Origin of the sequence: Campylobacter subantarcticus LMG 24377, from assembly GCF_000816305.1 — a bacterium.
GTDB classification, from domain to species: Bacteria; Campylobacterota; Campylobacteria; order Campylobacterales; family Campylobacteraceae; genus Campylobacter_D; species Campylobacter_D subantarcticus.
Genome location: NZ_CP007773.1, coordinates 1,783,457 through 1,799,843, shown reverse-complemented (window position 1 = coordinate 1,799,843; position 16,387 = coordinate 1,783,457). Strand labels below are relative to the sequence as shown.

14 protein-coding genes and 1 other RNA gene are annotated in these 16,387 nt (G+C 30.8%); 6 read left to right on the top strand and 9 right to left on the bottom strand.

Annotation, left to right across the window (positions count from 1 at the left end; translation table 11 throughout):
• Nucleotides 1-37 precede the first annotated feature (37 nt).
• Genes CSUB8523_RS09210 through CSUB8523_RS09195 form a run of 4 tightly spaced genes read right to left on the bottom strand, consistent with a single transcriptional unit; the run spans nt 38 to nt 4,474 of the window.
• Nucleotides 38-592: a TorD/DmsD family molecular chaperone gene (locus CSUB8523_RS09210; protein ID WP_043020289.1), complete on the bottom strand. Its 555-nt coding sequence runs from the start codon at nt 590-592 to the stop codon at nt 38-40.
• Nucleotides 592-1,458, bottom strand: coding sequence for a dimethyl sulfoxide reductase anchor subunit family protein (locus tag CSUB8523_RS09205; protein WP_043020288.1), 867 nt, complete (start codon nt 1,456-1,458; stop codon nt 592-594). The genes CSUB8523_RS09210 and CSUB8523_RS09205 overlap by 1 nt, the downstream gene beginning before the upstream one ends.
• The gene (locus tag CSUB8523_RS09200; RefSeq protein ID WP_043020287.1) at nt 1,445-2,101 is read right to left on the bottom strand and encodes a DMSO/selenate family reductase complex B subunit; all 657 of its coding nucleotides are present in this window, start codon (nt 2,099-2,101) and stop codon (nt 1,445-1,447) included. Before CSUB8523_RS09200 ends, CSUB8523_RS09205 begins: the two co-directional genes overlap by 14 nt.
• A gap of 9 nt (nt 2,102-2,110) precedes the next feature.
• Nucleotides 2,111-4,474 carry a DMSO/selenate family reductase complex A subunit gene (locus tag CSUB8523_RS09195; protein WP_043020286.1) on the bottom strand — a complete coding sequence of 788 codons (2,364 nt, stop codon included), beginning with the start codon at nt 4,472-4,474 and terminating at the stop codon, nt 2,111-2,113.
• 213 nt (nt 4,475-4,687) lie between these two features.
• Between CSUB8523_RS09195 and CSUB8523_RS09190 the strand changes: the two genes are divergently transcribed.
• The 4 genes from CSUB8523_RS09190 (at nt 4,688) to fic (ending at nt 8,947) form a co-directional block, all read left to right on the top strand.
• On the top strand, nt 4,688-5,692 hold the full coding sequence (locus CSUB8523_RS09190) for a Fe(3+) ABC transporter substrate-binding protein (RefSeq protein ID WP_039664684.1): 1,005 nt from the start codon (nt 4,688-4,690) through the stop codon (nt 5,690-5,692).
• A 17-nt stretch (nt 5,693-5,709) separates the two neighbouring features.
• Nucleotides 5,710-7,293 (top strand): ABC transporter permease, encoded by a 1,584-nt coding sequence (locus CSUB8523_RS09185; protein ID WP_052243700.1) that lies wholly within the window; start codon nt 5,710-5,712, stop codon nt 7,291-7,293.
• Nucleotides 7,293-8,273: an ABC transporter ATP-binding protein gene (locus CSUB8523_RS09180; RefSeq protein WP_039664683.1), complete on the top strand. Its 981-nt coding sequence runs from the start codon at nt 7,293-7,295 to the stop codon at nt 8,271-8,273. Before CSUB8523_RS09185 ends, CSUB8523_RS09180 begins: the two co-directional genes overlap by 1 nt.
• Nucleotides 8,274-8,335: 62 nt before the next feature.
• Nucleotides 8,336-8,947 carry a protein adenylyltransferase Fic gene (gene fic, locus CSUB8523_RS09175; protein ID WP_043020285.1) on the top strand — a complete coding sequence of 204 codons (612 nt, stop codon included), beginning with the start codon at nt 8,336-8,338 and terminating at the stop codon, nt 8,945-8,947.
• A 329-nt stretch (nt 8,948-9,276) separates the two neighbouring features.
• On the opposite strand, the gene CSUB8523_RS09170 is transcribed toward fic, so the two are convergent.
• Nucleotides 9,277-10,068, bottom strand: a complete 792-nt coding sequence (locus tag CSUB8523_RS09170) for a WG repeat-containing protein (RefSeq protein WP_152822332.1) — start codon at nt 10,066-10,068, stop codon at nt 9,277-9,279.
• A gap of 149 nt (nt 10,069-10,217) precedes the next feature.
• On the opposite strand from CSUB8523_RS09170, the gene CSUB8523_RS09165 reads away from it, so the two are divergent.
• Nucleotides 10,218-11,441 (top strand): HD domain-containing protein, encoded by a 1,224-nt coding sequence (locus CSUB8523_RS09165; RefSeq protein ID WP_039664681.1) that lies wholly within the window; start codon nt 10,218-10,220, stop codon nt 11,439-11,441.
• A 3-nt stretch (nt 11,442-11,444) separates the two neighbouring features.
• Here CSUB8523_RS09165 and ffs read toward each other — a convergent pair.
• An RNA gene (gene ffs / locus CSUB8523_RS09690) (signal recognition particle sRNA small type) lies at nt 11,445-11,542 on the bottom strand.
• Nucleotides 11,543-11,594: 52 nt separating this feature from the next.
• Between ffs and CSUB8523_RS09160 the strand changes: the two genes are divergently transcribed.
• Nucleotides 11,595-12,032 (top strand): hypothetical protein, encoded by a 438-nt coding sequence (locus CSUB8523_RS09160; protein ID WP_039664680.1) that lies wholly within the window; start codon nt 11,595-11,597, stop codon nt 12,030-12,032.
• Between the two features lie 20 nt (nt 12,033-12,052).
• On the opposite strand, the gene CSUB8523_RS09155 is transcribed toward CSUB8523_RS09160, so the two are convergent.
• Genes CSUB8523_RS09155 through fliK form a run of 3 tightly spaced genes read right to left on the bottom strand, consistent with a single transcriptional unit; the run spans nt 12,053 to nt 16,384 of the window.
• A complete protein-coding gene (locus CSUB8523_RS09155) occupies nt 12,053-13,678 on the bottom strand; it encodes a flagellar hook protein FlgE (protein WP_039664679.1) in 1,626 nt (541 codons plus the stop codon).
• Nucleotides 13,679-13,681: 3 nt separating this feature from the next.
• Nucleotides 13,682-14,686, bottom strand: coding sequence for a flagellar hook assembly protein FlgD (locus CSUB8523_RS10090; RefSeq protein ID WP_052243020.1), 1,005 nt, complete (start codon nt 14,684-14,686; stop codon nt 13,682-13,684).
• Between the two features lie 48 nt (nt 14,687-14,734).
• On the bottom strand, nt 14,735-16,384 hold the full coding sequence (gene fliK, locus CSUB8523_RS09145; RefSeq protein ID WP_052243698.1) for a flagellar hook-length control protein FliK: 1,650 nt from the start codon (nt 16,382-16,384) through the stop codon (nt 14,735-14,737).
• Between the last annotated feature and the right edge of the window lie 3 nt (nt 16,385-16,387).

Genomic DNA, 16,387 nt, shown 5'->3' with positions numbered 1-16,387 from the left:
CCTAGTTAAAAAGAAAAAATTGATTTGTGTTAAATTGCTATAAATTTTTTTCTAGTTCTTGAAAGAAATCTTCCATGAGCATTGACAAGCCTTTGTAAAAATTGCTTTTAGAGCCATTTAGTAGATCTTTGCTCCAAAGATAAAACCAAGTAAAAAATTCTTTCTCTAAAAAATCTTTTAGGGCTTTGTTGTTTTTTGTGTTGATGAGTTCTTTAATAAATAAAAGCTCATTAACAAGACTATCTGAAGGTTCATTTTCTAAAAAATCACAAAAACGATGATTTAAAAAAATATCTTTGATTTTATTAGAATTTGAAGAGTAAATTTCCTTGTCTTTGTCAAGATAAAAAGAAGCAAAAGGAGGTGCTTTAGTATACTCAATATCGCTTATAAATAAACTCACAAAATCACTTCCTATAAGTGCTTCATCTTCATTGCTAGATAGAAGTTTTAAGGCTTCTATCTGCAAAGGATTTTCGTTTTTTAAAAACCAATCTTGCCAAAGTTTGTTTTCTTTGATTTGGTTTAGCAAACTTTGGTTGGGTGGATTTTGTATAAAGCTTATAAAAACATCTATAGCTAATTGTTTCATTAAAAATGTCCTAGCATGATTTGTGTGCTTATAAGTCCATAAAATAACATTCTAGTGGTAAATACCCCTAAAAAAGAGCAAAACAAGGCAAAATACGCAAAAAATTTGCTTTTGAATTTGTCATGTAAGTAGTTGTGTAAATACCATGTGCTAATTCCAAGCCCTAAAAAGACAAAAGAAAGTGATATAAACCACACATAAGTACCACCTAAAAGCTCAAAAGGATTTACAAGTCCCATGATCCATGTTTGACCTACGTGTAAAGTTTGCAAAACTATCGCTGTGCTTAAAAAACCTATGCCTACTAATCCTGCAAAAAACGACATCTTTCTTTCGTGTTCGCTATTTTCAAAAAAACAATAATATACAATAGCTCCTAAAAATACAGCACTAGCAAAAAAATAAAGTAAGGTTATCTTAAAATTCCAAGTGGGAACGCTTTCTTGCATAGTCCCATAAGCTCCACTCATAAAGAAAATGCCTAAAACTCCACATGCTAATGCAAGGTAAAACACCCAGTTTTTTGTTTTTATATAGAGCAAAAATCCTAAAGCACATACAAGAGAAACAAATAAAATTTCATTATTCATCCACCCTATATGCCAAGCGTTATTAGCATAAAATACTCCCATTCTATTTAATACATTTAAAATGTGTGTAATATCATTTAAATGAAATAAAGAAGGGATAAAAGCAACAAGCATAGCTACACCTAAAATCAAGCCAAATGATTTCAAATGGGTGTGGTTTTTGTATCCGTTGATGAAAGCTGGAGCATATACGAAACTAAGCCCTATAACAGCTTGAGATAAAATGGTAAAAAGCACCAATGGCATTTCGCTTAAAATGTGACTAAATGATGTCATTTTTTACTCCTTGGTGGTTTTGTGGTAGATGAAAAATCGCACTTTTATTGCCTGAAGCTAGAGTGTTTTTTTCAGGTACTATGCATAAATTAGGGTGGGTTATCGATGCATCGGGTAAAGGTGTTATGGAGGATAAATTTCCATACGCTTCTCTAAGCTTTGTGATATCTCCTGCTTTCAGTGCTCTAAAAGGACATGAGTCAACACAGATAGGGTTTTTACCTTCTTTTAACCTATCATAACATCCATCGCATTTATTCATATGGCCACTTTCGTGATTAAATTGTGGAGCACCATAAGGACAAGCCATAGCACATGCTTTACAACCTATGCACATGCTATCTTCTACTATAACTATACCCCATTTTACCTTCATGGTTGCACCGGTTGGACACACTTTAAGACAAGATGGATTAGAGCAGTGGTTGCAAGATATTGAAGTATAGTAAGCAAATACATTTTGCTCAACGCTACCATCTTGCATACAGGTCCACTCTCCACCTTCTGTTTCAAATACACGGCGAAAATTAACCCCAATAGGCATATTTTTGTAATCTTTGCATGATAAAGAACAGGTTCTACAGCCCACGCATTTGCTTTGATCTAGCATAAAACCAAATTGTGAATTTTCTTCTAGTTTCATTTTGTCCCCTTATGCTTTTTCGATTTCAACTAAAATAGAATGCTGACCATTTCCTTTGGAAATAGCAGTTGGTAGTAAGCTTGCTAAAGAATTGACACAAGTTCCCACATCGATACCATTTTCATATTTTACCCATGCTCCTTGTGGAGTTACAGCACAACCTGGTATGATTTTAGGGGTGACTTTTGCAACGCCTTGGATAATCCCTAGGTCATTTTTGACCCGTATGGTGTCACCGGTTTTAATTTTTCTTTGGTGTGCGTCTATAGTGTTTACCCAAATTTCTTGAGGGTTGACTTCTCTAATTTGTGGAATTTCCCAAAAACTTGAATGCGTTCTTCCTTTGTAGTGGTATCCAAAAAATTGTATAGGGTATTTTTCTTTAAGTGGATCCAAAGGACCTTCTCTTTGGCTTTCAAATACCGCAATAGGAACGATTTGCTGACCTTCTTTTAGGATCCATGTTTTTTGCATTTTTGCTAATTCTATACTATAAATTTCAATTTTACCACTTGGGGTTTTTAGAGGGTTTTTGACAGGATCTTTTATGAAGTTTTCAAGTGCAACTGTTGGCTTAACAGGATCAAATTTTACAAGTCCTTTAGAAGACATTTCTTCAAAGCTTGGTAAAATAGGGTTGATTTTTCTACTTTCTTCATAAAGGTATTTTAACCATTCTTTTTGTGTTCTACCTTCGCTAAACTCTTTTTCTATACCAAGTCTTTTAGCAAGCTCAAGACACATTTCGTAGATAGGTTTTGCTTGACCTACAGGTTCAATAGCTTTTTGACAGTAAATAATATAAGGCCTATTGCTATAATGTCCCGCACTAGGTCTTATAAAATCTTCTTGCTCTAAAGTGGTTGCATCCGGTAAAATATAGTCTGCATAGTTATTAGAAGGCGTTCTAGTTATATTTACATCTACTATACATTCACATAAATTCTCATCGCTTAAAATCTTATCAACTTCCTTGATAGTGCTATGTTGGTTTGTTAAGCAATTTCCAGCTGTATTGAAAATAAATTTAATGTTTTGTTTTAGCTGTTTAGTTCCACGCACCCCATCGCTAAGATCAGTCATTTCTTTTCCACGATAAATTGCATCGGTGTATAAAAAACAAGGTATAGAATCTTTTATTGGATTTTTAAAAGGCATTCCTATTATGTCATATATTTTACTTGATCTTGTTCGACATCCTGTATTACCACCTTCTATACCAATGCTTCCAATCATACAGGCTAAGGTTGCAATAGCTCTAGCACTTTGTTCTCCGTTAGAATGTCTTTGTACTCCCCAGCCTTGTTCTATAAAACAAGGTTTTGTGGTTGCGATTTCTCTTGCAAGTTGTAAAATACGGCGTGCAGGAATTTTTGTGATGTTACTTGCCCATTGTGGTGTTTTTTCAACTCCATCGCTTAAGCCTAAAACATAACTTTCATAGCTTGAATTTTTTGGAGCATCTTTTGGTAGTGTTGCTTCGCTAAAACCTATGGTGTAAGTGTCTAAAAATTTTCTATCGATTAAATTTTCTTTTATCATGACATAAGCAAGAGCTGCTATCAAGGCAGCATCAGTGCCAGGTGCAATAGGGATCCACTCATCACAATGGCCTATCATTGAGTCATTGTATCTAGGATCTATATGAATGATTTTACATCCGCTTTCTTCTAGTGCTTTTTGGTAGGCATATCCTATGCCACCGCCTCCCATTCTTGTTTCAACATGATTTGCTCCAAAAAATATAGCAAGTTTTGCAGATCTTAAAGTAGCTATGTCGCTTGCAGGAGAGCCTCCATAGAAAAAATTCATAGCATTTGAAATTTGCGCAGTGGAGTAGGAGTTGTGATAGTTTAAGTACCCACCATAAAGACTTAAAAGCCTTGCCCAAGGACCTTTTGTGCAGCGATTAATAATCGCTCCAGTTGTTCCTGTTGCATAGTTTATATAAAAACTTTCATTACCATATTTTTCTTTTACTTCTTTCATTTTAGAAGCGATCTCATCTAGTGCTTGTTCCCAAGAAATAGGTATAAATTTACCTTCACCTCGTTTACCCACTCTTTTTAGAGGTCTTGTAATGCGGTTTGCATTATATACTTTATACCTTGAACTTCTACCTCTAACACATGCTCTTGCTTGTCTTTTTTCAAAGCTATCATCACCTTCATTATCGGTGCTTACATATTGTATGATACCATCTTGAGTATGTACTTTTATAGGACATTTTGTACCACAATTTACATTACATCCTGCCCATTTGCTTACTAATGGTGGGGTTTGTAGTAAATTGGCACTTAAACTTATTGGGCTTAAAGTTAAACCACCAAACAATGAACTCCATTTGAGAAAGTTTCTACGGTTTTGCTGCATGGAAACTCCTTATAGCAACTATATTATAAATATATTTATTAATTATATAAAAATTATATAAAAATTATATAAAAAATTGTTTTTTGGATGATAAAATTAATAAAAACAAAATATATATTATTCAACAATATTTAACATTTTAAGAAAATATTAAAACTTAAAAGAATATAATAATCCTTATCAATTTCAATTTAAATTAAAGGAATTTCTAAAATGAAAGCAAAAGTAGTTTTATTATCTTTATTAACTGCTATGAGCTTAAGTGCTCAAGAATTAACGATTTATTCACATCGTCATTATGATTCTGATAAAGGAATTTTTAAACTATTTCAAGAAAAAACAGGCATTAGTATCAATGTGGTACAAGCTAAAGCAAATGAGCTTGCTAAAAGATTAGAAGTAGAAGGTAAAAATTCAAAAGCGGATTTATTTATGACTGCAGATGCAGGAAATTTAGAGCAAGTTCGTACTAATAATCTTTTTACTTCAGTAAGTTCTCCTGAGTTGGAAAAACTTTCTCCAAAAGAATTAAGAGGTAAAAACAATGAGTGGTATGCTTTTACAACAAGAGCAAGAATTATCATCGCTTCTAAAGATAGAATTAAAGATGGAGAAATCAAAACTTATGAAGATTTAGCAGATCCTAAATTTAAAGGTAAAGTTTTAGTAAGAAGTTCAAACAATGTTTATAATATCTCTTTATTAAGCGCAATGATTGACACTTTAGGTAAAGAAAAAGCAAAAGAATGGGCTCAAGGTATAGCAAATAATCTTGCACGTACTCCAAAAGGTGGGGATCGTGATCAAATCCGTGCGATTTATGCAAAAGAAGGTGATGTAGCTATATCAAATAGCTATTATCTAGGTCATTTAGCAAACTCAAAAAATCCTAAAGATATCGAAGCAGCAAATTCAGTAAAAGTGATTTTTCCAAACCAAGATGGTAGAGGAACGCATATCAATGTAAGTGGTATAGGTGTTTTAAAAACTTCTAAAAATAAAGAAGCAGCGATTAAATTTATCGAGTTTATGCTTTCAAAAGAAGCACAAGAAATTTTAACAAACCAAAACTATGAATACCCAGTAAATAAAGAAGTAAAACCTGCTAAAATTTTACAATCATGGGGTGAGTTTAAAGTCGAAAAACCAAATTTTGAAGCTTATTGGGGTAATGCTAAAGAAGCGTTGATGATTTTTGATGAAGTTAAATGGAAATAATTAAGGAAAAATAAAACTTGAAATTTTTAAGTCTAAGGTGGTCTTTTGCCACCTTTTTTTTCTGTATTTTGATTATATTGCCTATACTTGCTATTATCTTACATTTACCTTTTATAGATGTTCACACCTTAAAACATTTAAGCAAAAATGTCTTACCGCGTTATGTTTTTGGTAGTGCTTGGATTTTATTTGGCACTTTAGTTCTTTGTTTGGTTATCGGTTTAATCAGTGCTTATTTGATAGCTTTTTATAAATTTTTTGGCTCGAAATTTTTTGAATGGCTTTTAATCTTACCTTTAGCTATACCTTCTTATGTAATGGGTTTTGTTTGGATTGATTTGTTTGAATTTCAAGGCTTAATACCTACTTTTTTAGGCGTTGATAGGCGTATAGATATAATGAATGCTTATGGTGCGGTTGTGATTTTATCCTTTGCGCTTTATCCTTATGTGTATTTTTTTGCCAAAAATACTTTTGCTTATGGACTTGGAAATATCATTTTAAGTGCTAAAACACTTAAGGCATCTAATTTAAAAACTTTCTTTAAAGTGATTTTGCCGTTTTGCCGTGTGGGTATAGTGGGTGCTTTGCTTTTGGTGGCTATGGAAGTTTTAAGTGATTATGGTTTGGTGGCTTATTTTGGTGTAGACACTTTTAGCGCAGGAATTTTTAGAACTTGGGGAAGCGGTGGTGATGAAGTCAGTGCCGTGGCTTTAAGTGTAACTTTACTTGTGTTTATTGCACTTTTAATGCTTTTAGAAAAAATTCAAAGAGGCAAAAAAGGTTTTAATCAAAATATATTTTTGCCCACCCCAAAAGATGAGCTTAAAGGCATGAGAGCATTTTTAGCCTTTTTGTGGTGTTTTTTGGTAGCATTTTTAGCTTTCATTGTACCTATAATATGGCTTGTTTATTGGGCGGGTTTTAATTTTATGCAAAATTTAAGCAATGTTTTAACACCTGCATTCTATAGCCTTAGCGTGGCTTTGGTGAGTTCTTTTGCTATTGTGGGAGTGGCGTTTTACTTGTGTTTTGTGGTGCGTTTAAACAATACAAAAGCATCTAGGTTTGTTCTTTGGATGACAACTTTGGGATATTCTTTACCTGGAGCTGTTGTTGCTGTGGGAATTTTGGTGATTTTGGGTGTGCTAAATTATATTTTTGATCTTTTATCATTTGAATATGCTATAGGCGGAGGCTTTATGGTATTGTTTTTTGGATATTTTGTGAGATTTTTGGCTTCTGGAATTTTTGCAACACAATCAGGCTACGAGCGAATTTCAAAAAATATCGACTATGCTAATTTAACCTTAAAATCAAAACCATTTAAAATTTTCACTCAAATTCACTTTCCTTTAATGAAACATTATTTGGCTTTAGCTGCGGTGATCATTTGTGTAGATATTTTAAAAGAATTGCCTATTTCGACTATACTTTCACCTTCAGGTTTTCAAACTCTTTCATCGCTTGTGTTTGCTTATAGTGAAAATGAGTTGATTTATAATGTTTCTTTGCCATCTTTGATTATAGTATTATTTGGGATTATCCCTACATTTTTAATGCATTATTTGCAAAACAAAAACAACCAAAAAGGACAATAATGGAAGTCTTAAAAATTGATAATCTTTATAAATCTTTTGGAAAAACAGATGTTTTAAAGGGAATTTCTTTGAGCTTAAAAGAAGGCGAGATTGTCAGTGTTTTAGGTGAGAGTGGTTGTGGTAAAAGCTCTTTACTTGGTTGTATAGCTGGATTTTTTGAAATTAATGATGGTAGTATTTATATAGCAAATAAACTAGTTGCCTCTAAAAATGTTTATTTGATCCCGCAAGATCGTGATGTGGGGGTTTTGTTTCAAGATTATGCTTTATTTCCGCACTTAAATGTAGAAGAAAATATATGTTTTGGTATAAGCTCTTTAAGTAAAAATGAGCAAAAACAAAGACTAGATGAGGTTTTAGAAATTTTAAATTTAAATACACTTTTAAAACGCTATCCAAATGAACTAAGTGGTGGACAAGCTCAAAGGGTGGCACTAGCAAGAACCATAGTTGCAAGACCAAAAATCATACTTTTTGATGAGCCTTTTTCAAATTTAAATCACACTTTAAGTGTTAAAATGCGCAAAGAAATTAAAAATATCTTAAAAGAACATAAGCTTAGTGCTATTTTTGTTACACATGATAAAGACGATGCGTTTTATTTATCTGATAATATAGCCTTGATTAAGGATGGGAAAATTTTAGACTATGGAAGTGCTAAAGAGCTTTTTTATAAGCCTAAAAATATAGATAGTGCTTGCTTTTTGGGCGAGGCATTTTTTATAGATCCAAATACAATTTTAGATGAGAAATTCAAAGAGTATTTGCAAAGTAAAAATGGTATTTTACGCCCTAATGACATACAAATTTCAACAGCACAAACCCCTTTAAAAGCTAGTATTTTAGAATGCGTGTTTTATGGAGATTTTTATGAGCTAAGCGTGAATTTAGAAGGATGTATTTTTAGCATTTATCATCACAAAGAGCTTGGTAAAAATGATGAAATTTATCTTAAATTAAGCGAAACAAAAGAGTTTTAAATCATAATTTTAATCAAGTTTATATTAAATATCTTATAGAATATAAACTTTAAAGGTTTAAAATGATACTTACAAATAAACTTGGTATAAAAAATCAACTAAAATTGGCCAAAGAAGAAGAAAGAATAAGTAAACTAAAAGCGAAAGCTTTATTTGAAAGTGGTTTTTTAGATACATTAAAAGCAGGAAGTTTTGAAAGCTTAAGGGCAATTCATCAAAAATTATTTGAAGATATTTATGATTTTGCAGGAAAAATAAGAGAGGTAAATATTTCAAAAGGAAATTTTAGATTTGCTCCTGCTGTTTATTTACATGAGGCAATTAAAAAAATAGAACTCATGGAGCAATCTTGCTTTGAACAAATTGTAGAAAAATATGTAGAAATGAATGTAGCTCATCCTTTTAGAGAAGGAAATGGCAGAAGTATGAGAATTTGGCTTGATTTAATACTTAAAAAAGAGTTGAAAAAAGTGATTGATTGGAGTTTGATTGATAAAGATGATTATATAATGGCTATGCAAAGAAGTCCTATTAAAGATGTAGAGATAAAAATTTTACTTCAAAATGCTTTGAGTGATGATATTCATAGTTTTAATATTTTTGCAAGAGGGATTGACGCAAGCTATTATTATGAAGGATATACACTCTATAAAACAAAAGAGCTTTTTAGTTAAAATAATGATCAATAATATTTTTTCTTTATATAAGAAAAAAATATTTTGTATATTGTTTATTTTGTTCCAAAATTGAAATTTAGACAACTGTATTTATTTGTTAAATTGAGAGTTGTGTTTTAGTTGGGTAGAATGCTATAAAAGATAAATTTTTATTGTAAAAATTATAATTTTAATCTCATATTTAAATTTTTATAATATAAACTTTCTTAAAGTAGTGTTTTAGAATGTGTGTTTTGCGGTTTAAATAATTTGCGATATTAATTAATGCTCATTAAAACACAAGTTCTAATTAAAATAACATAAAATTTATAAAAATTAAATTTTTTTTAAGATTGTTTATTAATTTTTATCGCAACTTTCGCATATCCTTCTTCAAAATCTCCAACTTCATCAAATTGTGGTTTTATTATAAAATCCCCATTTTTGTCTATAAATCCCCATTTTCCATCAATTTCTACTCCAGCAAACTCTTCTTTAAAGAATCTAACATCGTTAAATTTAGGTTTTATTAAAATCTCTCCAAGGCTATTTATAAGTCCCCATTCACCGTTTAGTTTTATTTGAAAAAAGTCCTCGCAAAACCACTCTATATTGTCAAATTGTGGCTCTATTATAAAATTACCATTATTCTTATCTACAACTCCCCATTTGCTATCTGAAAGCACAAGCATTGTATCTTTTGTAAAATACCCAATATCATCAAAAAATGGCTCTATTGTGAAATTTCCTTTTTTATCTAAAAAGCCATATTTATGGTTTGTGTAATCCCATTCATATTTAAACCATGATATTCCATCGATAAAATCTCCAACTTCATCAAATTGTGGTTTTATTACAAAATCCCCATTTTTATCTATAAACCCCCATTTTTCATTCAGTTTAACTCTAGCAAGCCCTTCTTTAAAATCTCCAACTTCATCAAATTGTATATCTATTAAAATTTTTCCATTTTCTTTTATAAAACCATATTTTTCTGCATTACAATCAAATAAATTTATACCATATCCGACTATTGCAAGTCCTTTTTTAAAATTACCAATATAGTCAAATTGCGGTTTTATTACAAAATCCCCATTTTTGTCTATAAATCCCCATTTTGTGTTATTTATTAAATCCAAATATTCCTCAAAATTGTTCACAGTAGCCTTGTATTTATGTTGATGATAAGTTTAAAAATATTTTACAATAAAATATCAAATCATAATATCAAAATAAAATTTGCTAAAGATTATAAAATAAAGTAAAATCATAACAAAAAAGGAAATAAATGATTAGTGTAGAATTGATAGAACATATTTTCAAAGCTGCTTCTATATCAAGATGGAATGATTATCCCAGAATGACCAATTTAGTTGAACTTGATAAGCAAGCGCATAAATTCATCATCGCATATTTTATTGCTAAAATGGAAAAAGATGTTAATATGCGCTTTATCATAGAAGCAGGAATTTTTGAGTTTTTAAGTAGGGTTGTAGTGACAGACATACGCCCTGATGTGTATCATGAGATAACGCGTGCAAAAAATGACCAAGTAAGTGCTTGGGTGTTAAGTAAAATTGCACCGATGATTCAAGATATAGAAAATGGTGAGTTTTTAAAACGCTATGAGCTTTTTTTACAAGGTAAAGATTATACAAAAGAAAGATTGGTTTTAAAAGCTGCTTCGTATTTTGCGACAAGATGGGAGTTTAATATAGTTTATCAAACTAGCTCATTTTTAAGTGATATTGATGATATTAAGGCTAAGGTGGAAGAAGAATTAGAAGATTATTATGAATTAATTGGAGCTAGAAAAATTGCACTGAATCAAAAAATTTCAAAAATCATTGATCTAAGCGGACGTTTGCGTTTTCAAAAAAGATGGGCACAAACTCCAAGGATTCCAGAAACTGCGGTTTTAGGGCATATGCTTGTGGTGGCCATTTTGTCTTATTTTTATTCTTTAGAAGTAAAAGCATGTGATGGTAGAATAGAAAGCAATTTTTATTGTGCGTTGTTTCATGATTTGCCTGAAAGCTTAACCAGAGACATCATCTCTCCAGTAAAATATGGTATAGATGGTTTAAATGAAATCATCAATGAGTATGAAATGAAACTTATTAATGAGAAAATTTTACCTTTTATACCGCTATCTTTTAGAGAAGAATTTAGTTATATACTTGGTATTAGAGAAGGGCAAAATGAAGAAAGCGCTTTTGTAAAAAATGAATTTGAAAACCGTATTTTTAATAATAAACCAAGTGTTTATAGCGGTAGTTTAGATGCAGTGAATGAAGACCGTTTTAAGGCTATTGATGGAAAAGCTTTGAAATATTGTGATAAATTAGCAGCTTTTATAGAGGCGGCATTGTCGATTAGTTATGGAGTAAAGTCTAAAGAGCTTGAAAGTGGTTTTATAGGAATGTATGAGTATTTTAAAACAAATCCAAACATTAATGGGGTAAATTTCTTTAGAATTTGTGAAGATATTAAAGGGTATTTTAAACTTTAAAACCCTCTCCCAGATTACTGCGGCACACACTAAGTTTAAGTGCTCTGCTGTGTTCCCACCCTGAAGCGGTGCTTAAAAATAGCATTGCACAGGTCTAAGAGAAGGCAATTGAAATAATATCTTAAAATATCTTAAAAAACATTGAGGTGGAGTATGTTGAGTATATTTGCAAACTTTTTATCTAAATTTAGAGAATTTTTTGTACCTAGTCATTTGTCTTTAGAATTTAGAGCCAAAACTTTTGCAGCAATTATCGTAGCAAAGAAAAACATCAAACAGGAAAGTTGGCAAATTTTAGCTGACATTGCAAGTGAGATTTATCCTGATGATAAAAGCAGGCAAGCGATTTTAGTGCAAACTTCTAAAGAATATGTAGAAAAAATACTAAAAAATGAGTTGAACTTAGATTCGCTGTTGAAAAATATTGCTATGCTTTTAAAGAAAAATCCAAGATATGTTAAAAAGGTAAATTTTCATAGACTTGAACGTCTGATCGACAAAAATGAAGAAGAGTCATTAATACAGCTTAGAGTTTATGAATTTTTTGAGCAAGAGATAAAATATATTATTGAACAAATCAAAAAAGGGTAAAATAACATGAAATACTAATTTTAGCGTTTCATGTTGATTGCTTTTTGTATCATTTGATCAGCAGTTGTAATGCTTTTACTACTTGAATCATAAGCTTTTTGCAAGGTGATTAGATTGGCAAATGCTACAGATAAATCTACATTTGATTGTTCTAGCTTACCGCCTTCGAAAGTAGCTGTACTGAAATTTCCATTTGCATCGGTTAAAAAAGTAGGATTTCCGCTATTTCCTGTTTGGCCATATAGGTTTTCTCCTAGTTTTTCTAAACCTTGTTCATTTGTAAAATTATACAAGGCAAGTTTTGCTATGGCTACTTGATCTCCATTGGTAAAGGTTGCAACAACTGTTCCATCTGTATTGATAGAATAATTATTTAGAAACCCTTCGCCTTTTCCATCGATTTGAGTGTGAACTGAAGGCTGTTTATTTTTTAAAGCATGCAAACCATCATAGCCTGAATTAGGTATATTAGGATCATAGTAAGAACCAAGGTCAATATTAACCTTGATGCCATTATTATCTATAGAAGTAAGAGTGTTTGATACTAATGCACCTGATTCGTTAAAAGTGATTAACCCGTTGCTTGTGCCGCCTATTTTGTTGCCATTATTGTCATAAATTTGCGCTTGAGCCTTGTACTCTAAGTCGGTTCCATTTTGTGGTAAAACTCTATCAAGAGTTATTTTTACCCAGCTAACTGATCCATCTGGATTTATGAGTTTTGCAGAAAGTTCAGTGCTATCTGCCACTTCTTTTTCTATGCTTAAATGAGATGATTCTAATTTAGCTGTTTCTAAGTCGATTTTATCAAGCTTTTGATTATTGATATTAAACGATAAATTTTCATCCAATGTAGCTTGTAGAGTTTGACTTGCACCTTTTTCATCAGTGATTTTAAAATATATCGTATCATTAGGCTTTAGACCATAAATTTTTTCATCTTTTATATTACCTAAAATATTTACACTACCATCTTCGTTTTTGCTAAATTCAAATTTAGAAGTATCTACGCTTATATTAACAGCTTCAGTTTTAGTGCTAGTATCTAAATTTCCATGCCAAGTGATATTTTGTGTAGGTTGAGGTGGTAGGTAAAGGTTTTTAGGCACTGAAATAGGACCTTGTGTATTAACTCCACCCATTTGAAAATTTTGTTCAGGGGTTCCAGTCCAAGCTGTAGTGACTTTTTGTCCAAGTGTTTGACCAAACATACCAGAAACTCTTTCACTTAATTGAATTTCTTTTAGTGATGGATTCATTGTTCCAAGTACATAGTTTCCATTTGAATCTACCAAGTTTCCATTAGCATCGGGTTTAAAAGCACCATTTCTAGTATAGTATACTCCATTGCCATTGCTTACACCAAAAAAACCTTTTCCTGTAATTGCAACATCAAATTCATTGTCAGTTGATACAATAGGACCTTGTTCAAAAATATCATTAGTTGCACCAGCTACGCTGCCATATCCACTTTGGCCATTGTTGTAAGATTGCGTTGTTATAGTGTTATAAAATACATCTTTGAACCCGACCTCAGAATATTTAAAACCTACGGTATTAACATTGGAAATATTATGAGCAGTATTGTCTATACTATAACTCTGTGCTTTTACCCCATTAACTCCATTGTAAAATGCTGTAAACATATCTTATCCTGTAATTTCTCTAATATCTTCCCATCTAACCCAGCTACCGCCCATTCCAACCAAGGCTTCACCTTCTTCAAATTTAACACCGGTTATAGGATATGCACCATAAGTTGAATTAACTGTTTCACCGCCCTCTGCTATATAGTTTGCTCTAACATAGTATTTTCCAGATGGCACAGGATTTCCACTATCATCTGTTCTGTCCCATACTATTTGTTTCATTCCTGCTGTCATATCTTTAACACTCATAGTTCTAACAGGATCTCCAGCTTCATTATAAATAGTAAAAGTAACTGGAGAACTATCTGATTTATAAGCCGAATCAATTTTTGCTGTTTTGATATCAACACTTGGTGTATGTGCTAAAATTTTAAATGTTTGGTCTTCTCCAACAACAGCCTGAACTGTCTCTTCTTGACCTTTATCGTCTTTCAATTTTATATATATAGTATCACCAGAACTTGCAATTTCCTTATCTACCTTGCCTTTAATATCAAGCTTATCTTCACCATTTTTACTAAGTTCAAAATCTTCAATATCAATATTTGTTTTATTTCCTTTTTGAGGTTCTTTTGGAAGATACATATTAATTTGAAATTGTATATCATCATCTGCAACTATAAGATAATTATCTCTAACTGTTGCAAGTTTTCCAACAGCAGCCAAGGCACTCATACCAGTACTTGCTGCAATAGAATTTTGTAGTTTTGTCATAGCGCTGACAAGTTGAGTCATGGTTTTGTTTGTATTATCTTGCATTTCAAGTGCTGAAAGCTGTGCAGTCTGAGTAAGCATCTTTTCTGTATCCATAGGATCTGTTGGATCTTGGTGTTGAAGTTCTATTAAAAGAAGTTTTAAAAACGCGTCTTTATCAAGCTCTGCTTTAGGATTGCTAACTATACCATCATTACCTTGTTCTATATGAGAATCATCTCCAGTTTTTGCAATATTTCTTGTGTTTGTATTTAAATTATTTTGAAGGTTTTGTGTGTTGATATTTGACATAAAAATCCTTTTTTATAATTTTTAATCATTAAGCAAAAAATATTCCACTTAGAAATACTTTGCTAAAACGATTTCTAAATTAGGTTTTCCTTGAATTTCTTTTTCAAAATTCACTTTATTTTTTTGATGATTGTTTTTTTGTTTGTTTTTTTGTTGTTGGTTTTGTTCTTTTCTTTCTTGATCGCTAAAATTCATTTCTAAATTTGTAAATCCCATATTTACTAAAGCATTTTTAAATTCTGCTTGATGTTGTATAAAAAGATTTAGAGTACTTTGATTTGAGTTAAAGTGAATATTTAAATTTGAACCTCTTTGAATCAAAGTTACCTCAACTTCACCTAAATTATGAGGATTTAAAGTTATATTAAATCTGGTTATAGGTGCTTTATAGCTTTCTAGTTTTTCTTTAAATTCTTGTGCAAAATCATTGAAAGTTTCTTTCATAGGAATATTTTGATTTTTCACAAAATTATTAGAAACTCTATTCATCTCTTTTATATAGGAATTTAAATTTTCTTCATTATGATCACTATCATCTTTTACAAGCTCTTTGGTATTTTTAAAAATATCACCAAAGCTATCTGTATTTTGAGTATTTTTTTCTATTTTTAATTGTTTTTCTTGAAGATTTAATAAATTTTCTAAATTAATCTTTAAATCTTGGTTTTGATTTTGTAAATTTTGGATATTTTTTGTATTGGTTAGTTCGGCTTTTAAATCTTTTGAATTTTCTAAAACAGAACTTATTTTTTTACTAAAACTATCTTCACCGGTAATTAATTTTTCGTTTTTTAATATTTCTTTAAAATCTATTTTTTCTTTATCTTTAATTTCTTTTTTTAAGTTTGAATTTTGGGCTAGATTGATAAGCTCAATATCATTTAATTTATCATTTTTATTAATATTTTTTATGTCTTTTATTTCTTTATTATCTTGAATTTTTTCTATAAACTTTTCTTTAAAATCTATATTTTGAATATTTTCTTTTGTTTGTACTTTCACATCCTTTTTTGGAAGTTCTATATTTTTTAAAGCAGAAGAAAGCAAAGAAACCCCTTCGCTTTCTTTGCTTTTTATATTCTTGCTAGAGCTTGGTTCTTCTTTGAGTAATTTTGACATTTTTTGGTTGATTAAATCTTGAAAAATATGAGTATTGTTGTGTTTTGAGTTTTCAAAAAAACCTTTTTTGTCAAGATTAGGAAAAGCTTCTTTTAGTTCTTTGATCTGTTCTAGTTTAATATTTTTTATATTTAAACCTAACTCTTTTGCGATACTTAAAAGTTCATTGATATTTTTGATATTTTTTAATTGGTGTAAATTTTTTTCAAGATTCAATATAGCCGTGTTGTCCTTGGCTAGCTTGTTGAGTTTAATATCCTTGCTATCACTTTGTAAAACTTCCAATAAAGAAAGTATTTGCATAAAATTTGCACCATCGAAAAGTTTTAAAGCATCTTTTTCATCTAGTGAAGTTTTATCGCTAGTAGTTTCTTTTAAATTTTTTTCACTATTATTGTCTTTTTGAGGTGCTTTAAAATCCTTTGGCAAGCTTTCATCTTTTTCATTGATGGCTTGTAATAAAGAATTTAAAAATTCTTCCCCATCACTTTGGGGGTTAGCGCTATCTTTACTTGTGTTTTCATTTTGTGGAGTGATGCTTAGTAAATTTAAAGCATCACTGGCTTGGATATTAGACATTTA

Bases quoted from the DNA above. Each gene is read 5' to 3' on its own strand.
- CSUB8523_RS09180 (WP_039664683.1), top strand. From the start codon at position 7,293: ATGGAAGTCTTAAAAATTGATAATCTTTATAAATCTTTTGGAAAAACA.
- CSUB8523_RS09155 (WP_039664679.1), bottom strand. From the start codon at position 13,678: ATGTTTACAGCATTTTACAATGGAGTTAATGGGGTAAAAGCACAGAGT.
- CSUB8523_RS09200 (WP_043020287.1), bottom strand. From the start codon at position 2,101: ATGAAACTAGAAGAAAATTCACAATTTGGTTTTATGCTAGATCAAAGC.
- CSUB8523_RS09190 (WP_039664684.1), top strand. From the start codon at position 4,688: ATGAAAGCAAAAGTAGTTTTATTATCTTTATTAACTGCTATGAGCTTA.
- CSUB8523_RS09205 (WP_043020288.1), bottom strand. From the start codon at position 1,458: ATGACATCATTTAGTCACATTTTAAGCGAAATGCCATTGGTGCTTTTT.
- CSUB8523_RS09195 (WP_043020286.1), bottom strand. From the start codon at position 4,474: ATGCAGCAAAACCGTAGAAACTTTCTCAAATGGAGTTCATTGTTTGGT.
- CSUB8523_RS09165 (WP_039664681.1), top strand. From the start codon at position 10,218: ATGATTAGTGTAGAATTGATAGAACATATTTTCAAAGCTGCTTCTATA.
- CSUB8523_RS09210 (WP_043020289.1), bottom strand. From the start codon at position 592: ATGAAACAATTAGCTATAGATGTTTTTATAAGCTTTATACAAAATCCA.
- CSUB8523_RS10090 (WP_052243020.1), bottom strand. From the start codon at position 14,686: ATGTCAAATATCAACACACAAAACCTTCAAAATAATTTAAATACAAAC.
- fic (WP_043020285.1), top strand. From the start codon at position 8,336: ATGATACTTACAAATAAACTTGGTATAAAAAATCAACTAAAATTGGCC.
- fliK (WP_052243698.1), bottom strand. From the start codon at position 16,384: ATGTCTAATATCCAAGCCAGTGATGCTTTAAATTTACTAAGCATCACT.
- CSUB8523_RS09160 (WP_039664680.1), top strand. From the start codon at position 11,595: ATGTTGAGTATATTTGCAAACTTTTTATCTAAATTTAGAGAATTTTTT.